At 34.9% G+C, this 20193-nt stretch carries 14 protein-coding genes and 2 pseudogenes; 2 read left to right on the forward strand and 14 right to left on the reverse strand.

Features of this window, described 5'->3' with window-relative positions:
• Nucleotides 1–92 precede the first annotated feature (92 nt).
• The 8 genes from VK90_RS13650 to VK90_RS13680 form a co-directional block, all read right to left on the reverse strand.
• Nucleotides 93–1490 carry a sensor histidine kinase gene (locus VK90_RS13650; RefSeq protein WP_048373506.1) on the reverse strand — a complete coding sequence of 466 codons (1398 nt, stop codon included), beginning with the start codon at nt 1488–1490 and terminating at the stop codon, nt 93–95.
• Nucleotides 1491–2144, reverse strand: coding sequence for a response regulator transcription factor (locus tag VK90_RS13655; protein WP_048373508.1), 654 nt, complete (start codon nt 2142–2144; stop codon nt 1491–1493).
• Between the two features lie 791 nt (nt 2145–2935).
• Nucleotides 2936–3718 carry a putative protein N(5)-glutamine methyltransferase gene (locus VK90_RS13660; protein WP_048373510.1) on the reverse strand — a complete coding sequence of 261 codons (783 nt, stop codon included), beginning with the start codon at nt 3716–3718 and terminating at the stop codon, nt 2936–2938.
• A 280-nt stretch (nt 3719–3998) separates the two neighbouring features.
• Nucleotides 3999–5555, reverse strand: coding sequence for a fatty acid--CoA ligase (locus VK90_RS13665; protein ID WP_048373511.1), 1557 nt, complete (start codon nt 5553–5555; stop codon nt 3999–4001).
• Between the two features lie 258 nt (nt 5556–5813).
• Entirely contained in the window at nt 5814–7304 is a 1491-nt protein-coding gene (locus VK90_RS13670; RefSeq protein WP_048373513.1) for a coproporphyrinogen III oxidase, read from the reverse strand.
• A 143-nt stretch (nt 7305–7447) separates the two neighbouring features.
• Nucleotides 7448–9829: a SpaA isopeptide-forming pilin-related protein gene (locus VK90_RS29875; RefSeq protein ID WP_442853651.1), complete on the reverse strand. Its 2382-nt coding sequence runs from the start codon at nt 9827–9829 to the stop codon at nt 7448–7450.
• Between the two features lie 28 nt (nt 9830–9857).
• A complete protein-coding gene (locus VK90_RS29880; protein ID WP_442853652.1) occupies nt 9858–11831 on the reverse strand; it encodes an MSCRAMM family protein in 1974 nt (657 codons plus the stop codon).
• 422 nt (nt 11832–12253) lie between these two features.
• Nucleotides 12254–13126 (reverse strand): Cof-type HAD-IIB family hydrolase, encoded by an 873-nt coding sequence (locus tag VK90_RS13680; RefSeq protein ID WP_048373515.1) that lies wholly within the window; start codon nt 13124–13126, stop codon nt 12254–12256.
• Between the two features lie 134 nt (nt 13127–13260).
• Here VK90_RS13680 and VK90_RS13685 point away from each other — a divergent pair, with 134 nt between their 5' ends.
• Nucleotides 13261–13875 (forward strand): DNA-3-methyladenine glycosylase, encoded by a 615-nt coding sequence (locus VK90_RS13685; protein ID WP_048373517.1) that lies wholly within the window; start codon nt 13261–13263, stop codon nt 13873–13875.
• Between the two features lie 53 nt (nt 13876–13928).
• Here the strand turns inward: VK90_RS13685 and VK90_RS28640 are convergent, their stop codons facing one another.
• On the reverse strand, nt 13929–14114 hold the full coding sequence (locus tag VK90_RS28640) for an IS3 family transposase (RefSeq protein WP_427311543.1): 186 nt from the start codon (nt 14112–14114) through the stop codon (nt 13929–13931).
• 78 nt (nt 14115–14192) lie between these two features.
• On the opposite strand from VK90_RS28640, the pseudogene VK90_RS28645 reads away from it, so the two are divergent.
• Nucleotides 14193–14333: pseudogene (locus VK90_RS28645) on the forward strand (helix-turn-helix domain-containing protein); the annotation flags it as partial.
• 59 nt (nt 14334–14392) lie between these two features.
• Here the strand turns inward: VK90_RS28645 and VK90_RS13690 are convergent.
• The 5 genes and pseudogenes from VK90_RS13690 to alsS form a co-directional block, all read right to left on the reverse strand.
• On the reverse strand, nt 14393–15610 hold the full coding sequence (locus VK90_RS13690; RefSeq protein WP_048373518.1) for an alginate O-acetyltransferase AlgX-related protein: 1218 nt from the start codon (nt 15608–15610) through the stop codon (nt 14393–14395).
• Nucleotides 15611–15622: 12 nt separating this feature from the next.
• Nucleotides 15623–17017 carry an MBOAT family O-acyltransferase gene (locus tag VK90_RS13695; protein WP_048373520.1) on the reverse strand — a complete coding sequence of 465 codons (1395 nt, stop codon included), beginning with the start codon at nt 17015–17017 and terminating at the stop codon, nt 15623–15625.
• Between the two features lie 221 nt (nt 17018–17238).
• Nucleotides 17239–17469, reverse strand: a pseudogene (locus VK90_RS30715) (integrase core domain-containing protein); the annotation flags it as partial.
• A gap of 86 nt (nt 17470–17555) precedes the next feature.
• On the reverse strand, nt 17556–18314 hold the full coding sequence (alsD, locus tag VK90_RS13700; RefSeq protein WP_048373522.1) for an alpha-acetolactate decarboxylase: 759 nt from the start codon (nt 18312–18314) through the stop codon (nt 17556–17558).
• A 17-nt stretch (nt 18315–18331) separates the two neighbouring features.
• Nucleotides 18332–20020 (reverse strand): acetolactate synthase AlsS, encoded by a 1689-nt coding sequence (alsS, locus tag VK90_RS13705; protein WP_048373524.1) that lies wholly within the window; start codon nt 20018–20020, stop codon nt 18332–18334.
• Nucleotides 20021–20193: the final 173 nt, after the last annotated feature.

The raw sequence follows: 20193 nt of genomic DNA on the forward strand, positions 1-20193 counted from the left end.
TTTAATTCATTTGTTTTACTTCCTTGCTATAACTGAAGTATATAGTGGATATTTATATAAACTATCTACTAGTTGTAAATTAGTTGTAAAGTCTAATTAAATAATATTTTTATAGTTGTCCCCTTATTTATTTCACTTTCTATTTTTAATTCAGCTTCATGAATTTTAGCTATTTCAGCACATATAGTAAGTCCAAGTCCAGCACCATTGTTAGCTCTAGTTCTAGATTTATCAACCATATAAAAGGCTTCAAAAACTTTAGGTAGATCTTCTTCTGAAATCCCTATACCTTCATCTTTTATTTCAAGTACAACTTTACTTTCTTTATTTTTATAAACATTTAAATATATATTACTATTCTCTTTTGATGCTTTAATAGAGTTATCAATAAAATTACTAATTAAATTTCTAATTAAATCTTTTTCTACACTAATTTGATACTCTTCACTACTTATTATTAAATTTATATTTTTATTCTGTAATTTAGGCTTTAAAGTATCTCTTAAATCTACCAATATATTTTTTATGTTTTCTTTTTCCATTTTAAAATTTTCTCTTTTAAGCAATATTAAGCTCATCATTTTCCATGATAGTTCTTCTAGTCTTTTTCCCTCTTTAAATATATGGTTTAACCCTTCTATAAATATTTCTTCATTATATGAAGTTGAACGAAGAAAATCTGCATATCCAATTATAGAAGTTAAAGGTGTTTTAAATTCATGGGTTAAATTATCTATAAATCTTTGTTTTTCCTCAGCATTACTTTCTAACTGATGTATTTTTTCCTCAACAGCATCTGCCATTTCATTAAAGTTGTCTGCTAAAACCCCTATTTCGTCCTTAGAATTAATTTCTACTCTCTCTGAATAGTTCCCCTTTGATATTATTTTTGTAGTGTTTATTAGCTTATCTATAGGACTTGTAATATACTTACTTAACATATACATACTAATAGCTAAAATTATAGATACCACCATGGATAATTGAATAAAAAAGCTATATTGTTCTCTTTTATCTTGGTAAATATATGTTATATCATGAATGTATGAAACCTTTAAATCTTCTCCTTGTATATTTACCAAACTAGTTACAAATAATAAGGTTTTATTTCCTACATCCCTTATAATATATTTCCTTTTATCAGAAGAGGCCTCTTTTAGTTCTTCCCTTTCTCCTGAAATGGTAAAGTACATGTTGCTAAAAACTTCATTATTATTTTTATCTAAAACCTCTAAGTAAGTATCTTTAGAGTTGAATTTTTTCAAATAATTTTTAATAATTTCTTTATAGTTAGTTTCACTACCCTTTACTGAAATCATACTATAATAAATAATTCCTGCTGAAACATTACTCTGCTCACCTAATGACCTATCTATCTCTCTTTTTAAGTTTAAATTATAGCTATTTTGTATTAAAAAAACAGCACCAAAATTAAACGTTATCAAAAATATCAATAATGAATATATGAATATCTTTTGCCAAAACTTCATTTAATCCTCCAATCTGTAACCAACCTTATATACAGTTTTAATTTCTCCCTCTAAATCAAGTTTTTTTCTAAGCTTTTGAATATGCATATCAACAGTTCTAGTCTCGCCTAGATAATCATATCCCCAAACTTGTTCTAAAAGTTTTTCTCTAGATAAAGCTATCCCCTTATTCCGTATAAAAAGATTTAAAAGTTCAAATTCTTTTAAGGTTAAATCTATAGTATTACCTTGTTTTTTTACAATCATTTGTTCTAAATATATTTCTAGATCTTTAAAATTTAAAATATCCTTCTTTTTACCATAACGCCTTAAGACCGCTTCAATCCTTGCTAAAAGCTCTACGGATTCAAAAGGTTTAACAATATAATCGTCGGCTCCCATTTTAAGACCTTGAACTTTATCTACAATAGATGCTTTAGCAGTTAAAAAAATTACAGGCGTATCTTTATGTTTTATTTTTCCTATTATGCTAAACCCGTCTAATTTGGGAAGCATAACGTCTAAAAGTATTAAATCAAATTCCTCTTTTTCAATTATTTCCAAAGCTTGTGTCCCATCGTAAGCTTGCCGAGTCTCATAACCGACCATTTTTAAATTTAACTTTATTAGATCTGAAATAGTTGCATCGTCTTCTACGATTAATATTTTTTCCATTTTATCAATTCACTCTCCTGAAAATATAAACTTGGATTCGGCAAGTTGTTGGAAAAATTCTAACACACTTGCCTTTTTTACTTTAATTTCAATTTAATAACCTCATAAAAAAGCCGGTAGGCTATTTTTGGATATACTTAATAAGCCTCTAATAATTTTTACAGTATATGGAATAGATTCAACTACGCTAGCAGCAAATTAAAACGAAAAAATTGCTACTATATTAAATTTTAATTAGGTCCTTAACATTTTAAAATTATTACCGAAGACTACTATTTTTTCAAGTACCTTATTTTTGGGAAAACTTAAGTATCGTCTAATAGTTTTCTAGACAGCTGATTATTTTATTCAATTTATAATCCTTAGTTTAGTTGATTATTCTTATTTTTAAGTTCCTCGATGCTTCACATCTGCGGATACGCCTCCCGCTATGGGCTATGTCCTCCTCCAAAGCCAATTAACCCCTTATATAATCCCTCTGTTTTATATTCTTTCACGTATAGTATGTAGTCTTTTGTTTTTAACTAATTTATTCTAAAAAGACTACGAAAATTTTAAAACCTAAAACAAGCATAACCCCGTTCTAAATTTAGGACGGGGTTAAAATATAGTTGTTTCATTTTCGATATAAGATACTTCACTGTACTCAAAAATATAACAATAAAGTCGTTTGAAAATCTAGGGTTTATTGAACAATAGCCCCCTTTAATTGAATAAGGATTTTTTGTTTATTTGTATATTGCTAGGAAATTATCATTTCATTTGTGAATAAGACTACATACTGATTTATGCTAAAAAACAGAATTCGATCCTATAACGACAGTGGCGTCTAGTTCCTCGTCTCTAGCCACTTTCGTGGTAAGCCCAGCATCAGCAAAGATTTCAAAGGTCTGAGTTGCCTGCATTTCGCTCGTCTCTATTAAAAGATGTCCTCCCGGTGCTAGCCAGAGAATTGCTTCTTTTGCTACTCTTCGCTGAATGTCAAGTCCATCCTCTCCTCCGTCAAGCGCCCCCTTCGGTTCATGTAGGCGAGCCTCTTGTGGGAGCAGCTTTATTGCCTTGGTAGGAACATAAGGTACGTTCGCAACTAGGGTGTTCACATGGCCTTTAATTGAGTGAGGCAGAGCTGTATACAAGTCACCTTCAAAAACATGGCCACCGAAATCTGTTACGTTGCGGCTTGCACATCGTACTGCGACAGGGTCAATATCAGCAGAGTACAATTCAACTTGTCCTAAAGCTGCTGCCAGTGCTACACCCACAGCACCTGACCCGCAACACAGATCAACGACGATATCACCAAAACATGACAGAGCTTCTGCCTGGTGAACAAGAAACTCGGTACGTTGACGAGGCACGAAAACGCCTTGGTCCACTTCTATCCGCAACCCACAGAATTCTGCGTATCCAACAACATATTCAAGTGGTAAACCATCGGCTCGCATTTCTACCATTTTCTTGAGGTCCTCTGGAGTTCGTGCCTCTGAAATAAGTAACCGGGTCTCATCTTCTGCGAAAACACAACCCGCGCTCTGAAGCCTGTTAATTATACATTTTTCCGTTTTATTGTCCAAAAAGAAATTTAATTTTTTTCCTATTTATCTCACCACTTTTGCTTATTTATAACCCTGTATTCGTTAAAAATTGGAGATATCCTTTTTCAACAAAATGGTCCAATTCAAAAAAATACGACTTTATTCAATTAAATGGCCTTGTAGGAAGGAATTATAAATAGAAGGTACATACTATTTTTTTGATCACTCTATTTACCATATCTAATAATTCCCAAAAAATAAGGCTACCTTTCCTTATTAAGAAAGGTAGCCTTATCTGTATAAACGACTGTTCTGCTCCCTATTTATTTGATCCTTGTAACGACTCTCTCAGCACAAACTTTTGCAGTTTTCCGCTCGCATTACGAGGAAGTTCATCTACAAATAAGTAATGACGTGGACGTTTATAATCTGCTAATTCATCACTTTCTTTACAATACGTTTCTAAATCAGCCTCTGTAATATTTTCATCTTTCTTTACAACGACCGCAACAACACGTTCTCCCCATAGTTCATCTGGCTCACCAAGTACTGCAACATCTAATACGCCAGGATGGCTATGAAGGAAATCTTCAATTTCACGAGGGTAAATATTTACACCACCGCTAATTACCATATCATCAACGCGGTCTGCAACGAATAAATAGCCGTCTTTATCGAAGTAGCCTAAATCACCAGAATGATACCATCCTTTATACATTGATTTTGCATTTGCTTCTTCTCGATTATGATAGCCAGCCATCATAGTTGGACCACGCAAAATAATTTCCCCTACTTCATAAGGAGGCAACGTATCATCTGGCTCTGCCGGTGCATCTTCGTTCGGTTTGACAATTCGAATTTCATGGCTAAAGCATGGTGTTCCTGCTGAACCAGCTTTCGTAATCTGATCCTCTTCTACGAGAAACGCAACAACTGGTCCCATTTCTGTCATTCCGTAAATTTGAACAAGATCAATATAAAGACGTTCTTTACATTCCTTCACTAACGCTGGAGCCATTGCAGCCCCGCCATATACGCCAATCTTCATCGAAGTTAAATCATACTCGGCTAGATTTTTTTGCAGTAACATATTCCACATCGTCGGTGCTGCAAAAAACGTCGTAACCTTCTCTTCTTGAATCGTATGTAATACTGTTTTCGTATCAAAGTGATGCAAAATAACATTCTTGCCACCAACTTGAATGCGCGGTATTATTCCAGCGTTTAACTCGCCGCAATGATATAAAGGCGCTACTACAAGCCCAACACTATCCCTGTTATATTTTATGAAATACGTACAAATCATACTATGCTCAGCCATATCACGATGACGATGTAGTACGCCTTTCGGACGACCAGTCGTACCGCTCGTATAAAGCATAGAACAAAAATCCATTTCATCAACTACAATATCTACTTTTTCAGCTGATGCTTCATTTACTTTTTCATGGTAGGAACTAGCATAGGAAGGTGTATCGTCTTCTACATACCAAAAAGACGTATTTGGAAAATCTCGTTCAATCATAGCAACAGTTGATTCGACTTCTTTTTCAAAAACAACTACTTTCGAGGCTGCATCTTGGAGGATATACGATAATTCTTTTGCTTTTAGGCGGAAATTAATTGGGTTAAATATCGCGCCAATTTTCGCACAAGCTAAGTAAACGTTTACAAATTCACGACGGTTATATAAATAAACAGATACACAATCTCCCTTTCTTACTCCTTCTTTCAATAGAGCCTGCGCTGTTTTATTTATTTGCTCATCCCACTGTTTATATGTCCAGCGAATATTTTTTTCTGGTTCTACTAACGCCTCTTTATTCGGATACTTGCCCACTGCTAAATCAAAAATTCTCCCTATCGTCATGTACATGCCAACAATTTCCCCCTTTTCTCTTTCATAAATCTATCATTTCGTCTATAAGTAGACATTGTCCTCTAATAATTTGACTAATTTTTCTGATTATTATCGACATAGTTTTACAAATGCAATTAGTTTTTAATCCACATCTCAGTAAATGCAATTATATAGGCGGTTTTTCAAATATATCGATTTATCGACAAAAGCTGATAGCAACATCCCCCTATATTAAAAAGAAGCTATCCCAAAATTGGGACAGCCTTCTTCTCCTTACGCGAATAGCTCTTCTAAAATTTTCAGTTTATCTTCTGTATATTTCACAAAGCCATCGTTATATGATTTTGGATCTTTCGGATTCGCAAAGTGTGTAATTGCTCCTGTTTGTGGGTGAACAAATTTACTTGATGCCCCGCAACCAAGTCCGATAATAGATTGCACTTCTTCCATAATAACAATATTGTAGATACTTTCTTGCGATGGCATTGCATAACCAACGTTTTCTAAGTTACCTAAAATATTCTTTTGACGATATAAATAGTATGGCACGTAATTGTGGTTCTTCGTCCACTCTTCTGCCTCATGCATCATCGCAGTAATTTCTTCACGACCTGCTACTTTATATTTACGTTTGTTTTGTGTCATTTCAGAAGCACGTTTAAATGATAACGTATGAACTGTTAACGATTCTGGCATTAACTTTTCTGTTTCATCTAACGTGTGCTTAAAGATTTCTAATCCTTCACCAGGAAGACCAATAATTAAGTCCATATTAATATTGTTCATTCCCATTTCACGTGCTAAATGATATTTCTCAATTGTTTCTTCTACAGTATGATGACGTCCAATTGCTTTCAATGTTTCTTGATGGTATGACTGCGGATTAATACTAATACGGTCAATATTCCATTTATTTAACACTTCTAGCTTTTCTGGTGTAATCGTATCTGGGCGACCTGCCTCAACTGTTACTTCACGCACATCTTTCACATCTGGGAACGCTTCGTACATTTCTTCATACAGCATATCCATCTCTTCTGCTGTAATACTTGTCGGTGTACCACCACCGTAATAAATCGTCGTAACTTTAACACCTTTTTCTTTTAAAAACTTACCAATTTCACGAACTTCATAGTGTAAGCCACCTAAGAATGAATCAACAGATCCTTGGCGTCCGTTAATTGCATAAGCCGGGAACGTACAGTACGCACATTTTGTAGGACAAAACGGAATACCAATGTAAATACTTACTTCTTCTTTCAAACGGTATAAATCCGGAACGACCGCTAATTGGCAATCTACGATACGTTGCAGAAGCTCAATTTTCTCTTCATGAATTAAATAACTTTCACGAAGTTCTTTATGCGCTTCTTCTTTTGACATACCATTTTGAAGCATTTTGTGAAGAAGTTTCGTTGGGCGTACCCCAGTTAAAATTCCCCAACTCTGTTCAAGTCCAGTTAGCTGTTGAAGCACAGAAAGATATACGTAAGAAACAACATGTTTCACTTGCTTCATACGTTCTTTTTCTTCTGTGAAAGCAGATAAATCTTTCGAGAATGTTTCTTCATACACATTTCCGGTTGCAACATCCGTTAAACGAGCCGATGCTGTCACATTACCTTCTATCTGTATATCAACGATCAGATTTGCTTCTTCTTGCTCAAACCCTATCGTGCTCTCTTCAAAAAATAAACCGCCAATATTTTGTAGCGGACGTAAAAAACGATCATCTTGTAACGTTTTAATTGAAATTAACAACATTATCACCTTTTCATTTGCAAACTCTCTTTAGTTTACTTGAAGGGCGTTTGCAGGTCAATACAGAAGCTTTTACCTTATTTTTTCTATATAAAAGCAAAAGGCATAAGAGAAAACATTTTCTCTTATGCCTTTTATAAATCCTATTAACTATTTTTAATCATAAATCTTAAACGTAGCCCTAATAGTACAAGAATTACTCCTATAAACGGAAGATAATTCGTATTATGCCCTGTAGCTGGAAGCTCTTGATCATTAGAGCCGCCTTGTTCTTTCTCTGGTAAGTTAGGCTTTCCTACTTCTTCACCTGGCTTTTCTGTTCCTTCACCCGGTTTTTCTGTTCCTTCACCTGGCTTTTCTGTTCCTTCACCTGGCTTTTCTGTTCCTTCACCTGGCTTTTCTGTTCCTTCACCTGGCTTTTCTGTTCCTTCACCTGGTTTTTCTGTTCCTTCACCTGGTTTTTCTGGATCTTTACCTGTATCTTTTTCATTTGTAATTTGAAGTTTTACAACTTCGATGTTTTGATTAGAAATCGTGAACTTGATTTCTTTATCGGATAAATTGTATCCTTCTGGTGCTTGAATTTCTTTTAAAATATAATCTCCTGGCTCCAGTTTTTTCGAAGTCGCTTTACCATTTTTATTTGTTGTTAATGTGTCTATTTTTGTTCCATCTTTCCAAATTTCAAACACTGCGCCCGCTAATGTTTTATCTGTATTATTAGCGTCTACCTTTGTAATTTCTAGTTGACCTGTTATTTTTTCTTTTACTTTTTCATTCATCACTTCTTGTTTTGCTACTTCATTCGCTACAACGTTTACTTCCACTGTTACTTCTACCGCTTTGTAGCCTTCTGGTGCTTTCGTTTCTTCTAGCGTGTATTTTCCTGGCACTACGTTTTCGAATTGAACTACACCGTCTTTATTCGTTGTTTTCGCTTTCCCAACCACTTGACCATTTTCGTTTTTTAGTCTGAATTCCGCGCCTTCTAGAACTTTTCCACTCTCTGCATCCTTTTTGATTACTTGTAAGATTCCTAGTTCTTTTGCATTTTCTACTTGTACTTCTACTACTTTGTTTGCTTCCACAATGACTTCAATTTCTTCTTTTAATAATGTATATCCTTGTGGCGCTTTCGTTTCTTTTAATGTGTATTTTCCTGGTTCTAATTTTTTAGAGGTTACTTTACCTGTTTTATCTGTTCGTAACGTATCTATTTTCTTACCATCTTTATACACTTCAAACTCTGCGTCCGGTAGTAGCTTCGTTTTATCGTTTGCATCTATTTTCACGATTTCAAATTGACCAAGACTCTTACTATTCGTTACTTTTACATCAACAACTTTTTCACCATCAACTGTTACTTGAATTACTTGTTTTGTTAACTCATAACCTTCTGGTGCTTTTGTTTCTTCTAACGTATACTCACCTGGCACTAGTCTGTCTACTTTAACAGTTCCAGACTCATCTGTTGTAATTCCTTCTTTTACAACATTTCCTTCAGCATCTTTCAATGTAAATTCTGCGCCAGCTAAACGTTTCGCTAGATCTTTATCATCCGTTTTAATAATTTGTAGAGAACCTAAGATTTTTTCGTTTTCTGCCTCTACTTTTACTACTTCTTTCTCGTTTTGAATTGTTACTGTCCATTCTTTATTAGAAAGTTTATAACCCGCTGGTGCTTTCGTCTCTTTCACTGTGTATTCACCTAATGGTAATTTCGGTGACATCACTTTTCCACTCTCATCTGTTTTCAGTTCCGCTACCTTTTTACCATCTTTATATACTGTGAATTCTGCACCTGATAATACTTTCGTTTTATCATTCGCATCTACTTTTACGATTTCAAATTGACCTGTTATTTTTTCGTTCGTAACTTCTTGTTTTACTACTTCGTTCGCTACAACGTTTACTTCCACTGTTACTTCTACTGCTTTATAACCTTCTGGTGCTTTCGTTTCTTCTAGTGTGTACTTACCTGGCACTACGTTTTCGAATGTAACAATGCCATCTTTATTTGTTGTTTTTGCTTCTCCAACTACTTGACCGCTTTCGTTTTTTAGTCTAAATTCCGCGCCTTCTAGAACTTTTCCGCTCTCCGCATCCTTTTTGATTACTTGTAAGCTTCCTAGTTCTTTCGCATTTTCTACTTGCACTTGTACTACTTTATTCGCTTCCACAACGACTTCAATTTCTTCTTTTAACAACTTATATCCTTGTGGTGCTTTCGTTTCTTTTAATGTATATTTTCCTGGTTCTAATTTCTGAGAGATCACTTTACCTGTTTTATCTGTTCGTAATGTATCTATTTTTTTACCATCTTTATACACTTCGAATTCTGTGTCTGATAGTCGCTTCGTTTTATCGTTTGCATCTACTTTTACAATTTCAAATTGACCTGTTACTTTTTCGTTCGTAACTTCTTGTTTTACTACTTCATTCGCTACGATATTTACTTCCACCGTTACTTCTACTGCTTTATAACCTTCTGGTGCTTTCGTTTCTTCTAGCGTGTACTTACCTGGCACTACGTTTTCGAATGTAACAACGCCATCTTTATTTGTTGTTTTCGCTTCTCCAACTACTTGACCGCTTTCGTTTTTTTAGTCTAAATTCCGCGCCTTCTAGAACTTTTCCGCTCTCCGCATCCTTTTTGATTACTTGTAAGCTTCCTAATTCTTTCGCATTTTCTACTTGTACTTCTACTACTTTATTCGCTTCCACAATGACTTCAATTTCTTCTTTTAATAATGTATATCCTTGTGGTGCTTTCGTTTCTTTTAATGTGTATGTTCCTGGTTCTAATTTCTGAGAAATTACTTTACCTGTTTTATCTGTTCGTAATGTATCTATTTTTTTACCATCTTTATACACTTCGAATTCTGCGTCTGATAATACTTTCGTTTTATCATTCGCATCTACTTTTACGATTTCAAATTGACCTGTTACTTTTTCATCGATTTTTTTATTTAATGCTTCTACCGTAACAACCTCATTAGATACTACATTAACACGAACTGAGCTAGATGATAGTTCATAACCTTTTGGCGCTTCAACTTCTTTTAATGTATATGTTCCAACTGGAAGTTGTTTTGATAAAGCCTCACCTTTATCGTCTGTAATAATTGTTTCCACAACATTCCCATCTTTATCTATAACATCAAATTTTGCACCTGGTAGCAATTGACCAGATTCACTATCCTTCTTCAATAATTTTAATTGGCCATTTTCTACTTTTTTCGTATTCTTCATAACAAGTTCAATTACGTTTGTACTATCAATTGTTACTTTTACCGGTGTATCAACTTTTATATATCCTTCTGGTGCACTTATTTCTTTTACAAAATAGTCACCAAGTGGTAAGTCTTTAACTTCCGCAATACCCTTGTCGTTTGTTGTAACAGTAGCCACAACAGTATTATCTTTATCTATAACATCAAATTTCGCATCTTTTAAAACAATATTTTCATCGTTTTCATCAACTTTTTTAATTTGTAAATTTCCTTTTTCAACTGATGGCTTTTTCCATTTCGGCCAGTTAAATTTGAAATTATGAACCTCAAATCCATCTCTTTGGTGTAATCCACCAACAAAGGCTTGTCCGTTAATAGAACCACCTTTTGTTTCCACAACTGCGTTAGGCGCAAACACGCTTCCTACTACACCATAACCTTTAGTTGATATTTTAGTAGCATTGGGAAACACCCAAATTACTTTACTAGCTAACTCAGTAAAAGATGAATTAGGATCATATGCTTGAGATGTATTAATTAAGTCTGTTGCCATTCCAGTATTTCTTGTATCATACAAAATTGCACCACTACCAAAATTCACTTCTTCCGCATCTGAATAAATAACAATAAAGTCTTTGTTATCTACGTTCGGAAGATAAACATCTCTTACATCAAATGTTTTCTTTCCTGTTAAGCCTGAAGAAACATAAATATTAGGATTCTTTACATCTTCTCCGATACCAAAGCTCATATTAGGTTTTGGTGTATCTGTATGTAGTGGGCTCACATCCCCAATTACACCATCAACGTCTTTTCTAAACTCTTTAAATTTGGCATCAATCTCTGCTTGCTCTCTATAAGAGATACGATCATACGATGATTTCATTGCACCTTCAGGGTCACCATCTTTTGTCATCGCCACTGTTCCATCTTGGATAATTACCTGTCCTGTTCCCGCTTTCGTAAATTGACCACCTAGTAATAATGATGGATTCCCTTCATCTACCCATGTTGCTCCAGCTAAGTTACTCGCTCCAGTTGCAGCCGCTACGACTGTATAACTTGATGCGTTCATATTCTTTTGAACAGCCATCGCACCCTCAATATCCGCACTTGTTGCACTATGATCTCCAAAAATGATTGCGTTGTAATAAGATACATCACCTAAACCTTTTAATTCTGTTGTAGCTGCCTCTGCTTTGTTCGGTAAATGGATTAAAAAATTCATACATACTAATAATACGACCATAAAACTACTACTTATTTTTTTAACCTTTTGACTAAATGATTTCTTCAAGAAATTCATTCCCCCTTTTCAAATTTCAAAAACTTATAAAAAGAAGTACATTTCATATGTACTTAAAACCTATTCATACTAATTTACAAATAATCCATTTAAATAAAACAAAGAAGCTCTACAACTAATTGGTGAAACTACTACAATTCATTTTTGAGATAATACGTGAACTAAACTAACATGCGAAAGTGCTTTTACTTATGGGAGCTCTATGAAATTAATCTGAAGAATATTTCATGTGGTGTAACTGTTTTGGCAACATCATCCACTCTACAACAGTTTTCTAAAGTATTCAAGTGAATTGTCTGGATTTCAGACACAATTCACCACCTAAAACGCTTTCATTTTTCATTTGAATATGAATTTAAATTTTTCAAATAAGGTCGACAAAAAAAACGTAGCCAAAAAGCTACGTTTTTCTCTCATCGTTTCGGTGTATGTTTATGATTCTTTAAAAATGGAAGCGGGAATTGTTTACGGAAATGCTCTTTAATCATATACTCTACGCCGTTCTCAGTATTAGAGCGTGTAATCCAGTCCGCCGCTTGCTTTAATTCTACAGGAGCATTCCCCATCGCTACCCCGAGCCCAACATTTTCAATCACATCTAGATCTTCTAAACTATCCCCTATCGCAACCATTTCATTTAGCGGTATGTTCAAATGTTCACCAAGCAATTGTAACCCACGTAACTTCGATACATTCTCTGGAAGAATTTCTATTCGCTTCTCATCACAATCGACATATGATATATCTTTAAACGCTTTTTTTAGCGTGTTAAGCCCTCTTTCTTGTTCACCCTTACTATGAAAGACAACGTCAATTTTTGGCGCAGCTACTGGATGATCACGCAGTGCATCTCCTAAAGAATCTACAAATTGAACCGGATAAAATAACGGGTCTGCACTTGATAATACAGTACGCGCAATTAAGTTTGGTGTATTTCTCTCACGATTCCCAATTGAAAATCGTTCATGCGAAATGCGAATATTACAATCAAAATGCTCTAATACTTGCACAATATTAAAGGTTTTCTCTTCAGATAACCTCCTTTGAGCGAACGGCTTATCTAACGATGCTGAAACGAAAGCACCACTATGTGTAACTAATATAGAATCTAATTTTAACGCCTTCGCTATTTTATGAGCGGATTGAAAATTACGACTCGTAAACAATGTAACGTATACATCTTTTCTTTTCACAAAGTCAATTGTTTCCCGTAACCCTTTTGCGATTTTTCCGTTGTTGTATAGTAGTGTCCCATCTATATTAAGAGCTAGTAAGCGATAAATCATGTCGCACTCCCCCTCTTCGCTGTTGTACTCTATCCATAATTTATGAAATAATTTCAGTAAATAGAACGAGTTAGAATTACTACTGAAAATTTGGTTTACTATATACATATACAACTGGCAAAGGAGATAGTACTATGCAAGCACCACCTTCTTTTTATGAAGGCGATACGTTAGAAGTCGCCCAAAAGTTACTCGGACATAAACTTGTACATATTGTAGATGGCATAAAGCGGAGCGGAATTATTGTAGAAGTAGAAGCGTATAAAGGTCCAGATGATAAGGCCGCACATAGTTATGGCGGCAGACGGACAGATCGAACAGAAGTCATGTTTGGTGCACCGGGGCACGCTTACGTATATTTAATTTACGGTATGTACCATTGTTTCAACGTCATTACAGCGCCAATTGGTACCCCGCAAGGCGTTCTCATTCGAGCTCTTGAACCTGTAGACGGAATAGAAGAAATGAAACTAGCGCGCTACAACAAAACCGACATTACGAAAGCACAATACAAAAGCTTAACAAATGGCCCCGGAAAACTATGCCGCGCACTCGGAATCACTTTAGAAGAACGCGGCGTATCACTCCAAAGTAATACGTTACATATTGAACTCGTCCCCAAAGAAGAACACGTATCATCACAATATAAAATAACAGCAGGACCTCGTGTTAACATCGACTATGCAGAAGAAGCTGTTCATTATCCGTGGCGTTTTTATTATGAGGGGCATCCATTTGTTTCAAAATAAAAAAAGGAAGCTTACATTAATCTGTACCCTTTGTAAAGGACATTTTAAAAAAGTTAGGCAACATCAAAAAGATGATTTCTGTATTCAACAGAAGTCATCTTTTTTAAGTTCCATTGATATCTATAGTGATTATAGTACGTCATATATTTCTTAATCTCTTGTTTCAACTTAGTAACAGACTCGCGAGTTTCTATGTAGGTAGTAGTTTTGCTACTTGCTAATGTAAATTTAAATTGAATTTATATTTACATTAGATGCGAAATTAAGTTTAGGAGAGGAGAGAAGACAGGAAAGAAAAAGAGCGCTTGATTATAGAGATGGCCATGAAGTTATTTGCGACTACGGGTATAAATGCAACGTCAGTACAAGAAATCGTCACAGCTTGTAGTATATCAAAAGGGGCGTTTTATTTGTATTTTAAATCGAAAGATGAGCTTTTATTAGCGACACTTCGATTTAAATTGAGACTTTAATCAGTGGGATTGAAATCCCACTGATTAAAGTTGAAAATAAGTTTTTATTTTACATTTTGAAATTTATACATATCACCATAAACGTTGGTATCGTTGTATATAAACAACACAATGTCTGCTTTTTGTTCTTCTAGTTGCTGTTTCACACTTTTTCCTTGCGTGTAACGAGGATCAATAAAAGTTGTTTTAGCAAAATTCCGTGCAAATAAAGGATATGTAGCATCGGCATAAGAATCTTTTAAGATAACAATGTGTAAATCGTTTTCTGCCTTTTCGTTAATGATGTTTATTTCAGGGAAATCCGTTTGATAAACACTAGCATATCCAGGAGCAGGCACATCTTTTTCTTTTCCGTAAAACTGAGCCATAGATTCCTTAGCAGTATCATCTTTAATAGGACCATAGTAAACTGTATAGTCGTCCCAAGATTCATCCGAATTATAATGGACATATGGGATTTGTACAGATGAAGTATCAATTAAGCGGTACAATTGATTATTCCAGCTGCCAACAAACTTCCCTTTCGGTTTTTCCCAGTTAATGGTGTAATCCTCTTTCTTTATTGGTTGTCCTTTATATTTGTTTGAATGAGAATTAATAAAATTCATCGTATCCTCATACGCATAAAAGGCACCTTCCATATTCCAATGATGGTCTGTAGTGAAATACATTCGTTCTAGTTCTTTGTTAGTAAATCTTTCTTTAAACATTGGTAATACATCAATAATAGGGAATTTCGTTTCTGCCATTTTCTTAACAAGGTGATCCCTAAGTATTTGTTCGTACCCAAGGTTTAGGTAAGAGGGAAGCTTATATTGTAAAGCTGTTTGTTTACTAGGAACTAAAGAAAAATAGAATTCTGTTTGTGGAAAATCTTTTTTCAAAGTATTTAATTCATGAACCCCAGCATCAACATCGTTTAAATGATTTTCCATATTAGGTCTATTGAAAATAAATTGATCGTTTGTAACGTGAATGCTGTTTACGAATGTCCGATTCATAGACAGTTGGAATTTTATATAACTTTCAAGAAATAAATCTCTAGGACCAATATGGTCTGTAAATTGTTTTTCGATACCTTTAAATAATTCTCCAGTTTTTATAGTGGAAGCATTTACAGCAGGTCTAATTGCTAAATTTCTGTTCTCAAATTCAGAAAATGTCTTTTTATCTATAAGGATAACTTTTGCTGTCCAAATACCCATTCCAAAAATAACTGTAAGAAACCCCATTATTAAAGTGAGGTTTTGAATTTTCTTCATAGTGAACCTCCTTTAAAAACGGAAATAAATAAATGGATTATAAGTTGCATTTGTTAGGAATACTAAAACAATGACCAAAATGCTTAAATAATATACTGGTGATAAAATAGCAAATCTTTTTGTTGATAACATTTTTTGTAACCATGGAAATACGGGAGCTGCGGTAATAATAGCTAATAAGAAAATGCCCCAATAATTCATTATATAGAAATAACTATTAATATCTGTTAACGGACCGTTAAATCCGAACATGGATTTTAAAAACTCAAAGCAATAACTGAAATTATCTGCACGGAAAAATACCCATCCAATAATAACTAAAAACATTACGTAAATATGTTGGAGAGGACTCCATAATTTTTGAAGTAGGTTTTCAAGTCCTGCTTTTTCAAGTGCAATCAGAATTCCATAATAAATACCCCAAATCATAAAGGTCCAACTGGCCCCATGCCAAAAACCGGTTAATCCCCATACGATGAAGAGGTTACGATAAACTTTCCAAGTTGTAACGCGATTTCCTCCAAGAGGAATATAGACATAATCACGGAACCAAGAACCGAGCGAAATATGCCAACGACGCCAAAATTCAGAAATAGATTTTGAAATATATGGATAATTAAAGTTTTCTAGAAAATCAAATCCAAACATCTTTCCTAATCCAATGGCCATGTCACTATATCCAGAAAAATCAAAGTAAATTTGTAACGTATAGGCAATGGCTCCCATCCAAGCTAATGATACACTCATATCAGAAGGATTCATTGCAAAAATCTCATCGGCTATAGCACCTAATTGGTTAGCAATTAAAACCTTTTTACCTAAACCAATAATAAATCGGCGAATACCTTCAGAGAATTTTTTGGCATCAACAGTTCGCTGGTGTAATTGGTGAGAAATTGTATTATAACGAACAATTGGTCCTGCTACTAATTGTGGAAACACAGTAAAGTATAAAGCTAAATCAAAGATATTTCGTTGAGCATCGACTTTTTTCTTATAAATGTCGATAATATAGCTCATTGCATGGAACGTGAAAAATGAAATACCAATTGGTAAAGGTATTTTTTCAAGAATAATATTGGTATGGAAGATAGAATTAATATTATCCACTAAGAAGTTTGCATATTTAAAATATCCTAAAATAGCGGTATTCATTACAATTGCAAACGTTAACAACATTTTCCTTTGACCATTTGTGAAGCGACTATTCCCTAACAAGATACCAAACCAATAGTTAACAAAGATAGAGAACAGCATTAGGAAAACATAAATGGGCTCGCCCCAAGCATAAAATACTAAACTAAAAAATAATAACACTATATTTTGTAGTTCTTTGCGTACAGCATAATAAATTAAGAGTACAGCAGGTAAAAATAAGCATAAAAAGAAGAGATTACTAAATACCATTCTAATTAATTCCTTTCCTATTTTATCTAAATTATACCAAAATTATCTTGATAATGTAAGATAATAGAATTTAGAATGATATTTATATTGCGAGAGATAAAAAAATCCTTTTTTACCGATATGAAATGTAATCTGTACCCTTTGTAAAGGACATTTAAAAAAAGTTAGGCAACATCAAAAAGACGATTTCTGTATTCAACAGAAGTCATCTTTTTTAAATTCTATTGATATCTATAGTGATTATAGTACGTCACATATTTCTTACTCTCTTGTTTCAACTCACTAAAAGACTCGCGAGTTTCTATATGTGCTTCCTCTTTCAGGTGACCCAAAAACGATTTATGTGGGGCGTTATCTCAACAGTTCCCTCCTCTTGACATGGATTGTCCGAGCTTTAACTTTTTGACTAATTTTTGATAAGTAGCGCTTGTATAGTGGGCTCCTTGATCTGACAAATCCTCTTATTATACAAGAAATACCCTATGGAATAGACCTTTTTAAGTGTCTATTCCATAGGGTACATTTTAATAGATTCCTTTTACTCCGCACCTTCCGCAGTCGCAATATCATTCTCTAAGTTTTCTCTTGATAATTCAGCCGTCATAAAATCGGCTGTTTCCGGAAGTGCTAAATGCATATGAGCTTTTTGACAAATTTGGATCGTACAGTTTTCTACAACATAGTCGAAAACATGTCCGCCCCCGCTTCTTTTATCATCAATATAATGCAAGTGGAACCCCGCTACACCGATGCCTTGTGCGTAATCTGGCGTCCAAAATCCAGCCAACGTACCGTCTGTATTTTTAAATGAAAAGATCGGTTGTGATTTCGTCACCTCAACGAGCGGCGTATACGGTTTTTCTTGTCTTGGAACTGTTCTCGTTCTTACTTCACGGAAAGTCCCATCCATTCGAATCGCATAAAATAAATTTTTACTAGGCATTAATTCATGTAATAATGCTTCCACTTCTTCACGATTCATTGGGCGCTCTACCGTATAACTCATTTCTTTTTCAAAAAACGTTACGGTCGCAAATGGTGTTGTTTCTTCCGATTCTACTTTTTCCGCCGAACCGTCTGAGCGTAAATGGTAAAAATCATTATCAAATGCAATCATTTCACCATCTAATTGATCAAATGTACCGATGCCGAAATCCCCGTGCTCTTTTAATTCTTCAAAGTTAATAACGCCATCGTATATACCATCTAATAACGCAAGCATTGTAGATGTTTGATATACTTCATTGTTCGTTTTCGTTCTTTTTGCATCAATGTCAATTACTTGTGCAACACTCATCTCACTCATGCCCCTCGTTAATTTAATTGGTTTGGTAATAATTTTTCGCTTAATTTAATGTTGTCACGGTAATCGATTGGAATATCAATAATGACAGGGCCCTCTGCTTCTAATGCCGTTTTTAATACATCTTCTAATTCGTCTGGTGTATTGACACGAAGACCTATTGCACCGAAACTTTCCGCATATTTCACAAAATCAACATCGCCAAATTCTGTAGCTGATGTTCTGCCGTATTTCATCATTTGTTGGAACGCAACCATATCATATGTACCGTCTCTCCAAACGAGATGTACAACCGGCGCATTTAAACGGACAGCTGTTTCTAACTCCATCGAAGAGAATAAGAAACCACCATCACCTGACACGGAAACTACTTTTTTACCTGGTTCTACTAACGTTGCAGCGATTGCCCAAGGTAGCGCAACACCTAACGTTTGCATACCGTTACTAAATAATAGTCTACGTGGTTCATAAGAACGGAAACATCTCGCCATCCAAATAGAATGTGAACCGATGTCACACGTAACAGTTGTATCGTCACTAATTAAAGAACGCAATGTACGAATGACTTGTAATGGATGAGTAACACCTTCTGAAGCACGATTTGGAACTTCCGCTTGTTCTGATAATTTCGCACGCAATCGTTCTAAAACTGCTTCTGATTCCGTCTTTAATACAAGCTTCGGTAATTTCTCTGCAATACTATTTACAGTTAAAGCGATATCACCAATTAATTCACGCTCTGGTTGATAATCATGGTCGATATCTGCTTGGTGATCGTCAAGATGAATAATTGTTCTGTCTCCAAGCTTATTCCAGAACTTTGGATCATACTCAATTGGATCATAACCGATAGATACAACAAGATCGGCTTCTTCTAGTAAAATATCACCTGGTTGATTGCGGAATAATCCAACGCGGCCGAAGAAATGATCTTCTAACTCACGTGAAATCGCACCCGCTGCTTGATACGTTTCTACAACAGGAAGTTCTGTACCAGCAATTAATTCACGAACCGCTTTCGTTACTTCATTTGTGCTCGCTCTCATACCAAGTAAAATAACTGGTAATTTCGCTGATTTTATTTTTTCTACTACATATGTAATATCTTGTGTGGGAGCGATTCCAAGCTGCGGCTTAGAAAGCGCACCGATAGACTCTACATTCGTTTCCGCAGTCATAACATCTTGCGGAAGACTTACTAGAGTTGCTCCTGGATTTGTAGAAGTAGCACTTCGAAATGCATTTGATAGTGCTTCTGGCACATTATCAGGATGCTCTACTTCTACGCTATATTTTGTGATTGGTTCGAATAGTGCAGCATTATCCATAGATTGATGCGTACGTTTTAATCGATCAGTACGCGGAACCGCACCAGCTAAAGCAACAACGGGATCACTCTCCGCATTCGCAGTAACAAGACCTGTCGCTAAATTTGATGTCCCTGGTCCTGAAGTTACAAGACATACACCCGGTTTCCCTGTTAATCTACCAATAGCCGCTGCCATAAATGCTGCGTTTTGTTCATGACGACAAACAATTAACTCTGGTCCTCTTTCTTGCAGTACATCAAATACAGAGTCAATCTTCGCTCCTGGAATACCGAAAACATGTGTAACACCTTGTTTAATTAAACAATCAACAACAAGATCTGCTCCTCTTGTTTTTGTTTTCACGTCGTTTGCTTTTACACCTGTACTCAAACTAATCATCCCTTTATTTCATAATGTGTGTAATAAAGATTTTAATTTCACCTAGTTAATTAATGTGGTGAAGTATTGTTTATCATTATATTACAAATACATTATTTTTCCAATGAGATGAATTTGACAGTATTTTGACAACCACTAAAGAATACGCTTACAATTATTTATCT

Source organism: Bacillus sp. LK2 (assembly GCF_001043575.1).
GTDB classification, from domain to species: Bacteria; Bacillota; Bacilli; order Bacillales; family Bacillaceae_G; genus Bacillus_A; species Bacillus_A paramycoides.

What these genes read in the sequence shown, in the direction of transcription:
- VK90_RS13685 (WP_048373517.1), top strand. Translation starts at nt 13,261, where the DNA reads ATGCAAGCACCACCTTCTTTTTATGAAGGCGATACGTTAGAAGTCGCC.
- VK90_RS13655 (WP_048373508.1), bottom strand. Translation starts at nt 2,144, where the DNA reads ATGGAAAAAATATTAATCGTAGAAGACGATGCAACTATTTCAGATCTA.
- VK90_RS13680 (WP_048373515.1), bottom strand. Translation starts at nt 13,126, where the DNA reads ATGATTTATCGCTTACTAGCTCTTAATATAGATGGGACACTACTATAC.
- VK90_RS13695 (WP_048373520.1), bottom strand. Translation starts at nt 17,017, where the DNA reads ATGGTATTTAGTAATCTCTTCTTTTTATGCTTATTTTTACCTGCTGTA.
- VK90_RS13690 (WP_048373518.1), bottom strand. Translation starts at nt 15,610, where the DNA reads ATGAAGAAAATTCAAAACCTCACTTTAATAATGGGGTTTCTTACAGTT.
- alsD (WP_048373522.1), bottom strand. Translation starts at nt 18,314, where the DNA reads ATGAGTGTTGCACAAGTAATTGACATTGATGCAAAAAGAACGAAAACG.
- VK90_RS13650 (WP_048373506.1), bottom strand. Translation starts at nt 1,490, where the DNA reads ATGAAGTTTTGGCAAAAGATATTCATATATTCATTATTGATATTTTTG.
- VK90_RS13670 (WP_048373513.1), bottom strand. Translation starts at nt 7,304, where the DNA reads ATGTTGTTAATTTCAATTAAAACGTTACAAGATGATCGTTTTTTACGT.
- VK90_RS13665 (WP_048373511.1), bottom strand. Translation starts at nt 5,555, where the DNA reads ATGTACATGACGATAGGGAGAATTTTTGATTTAGCAGTGGGCAAGTAT.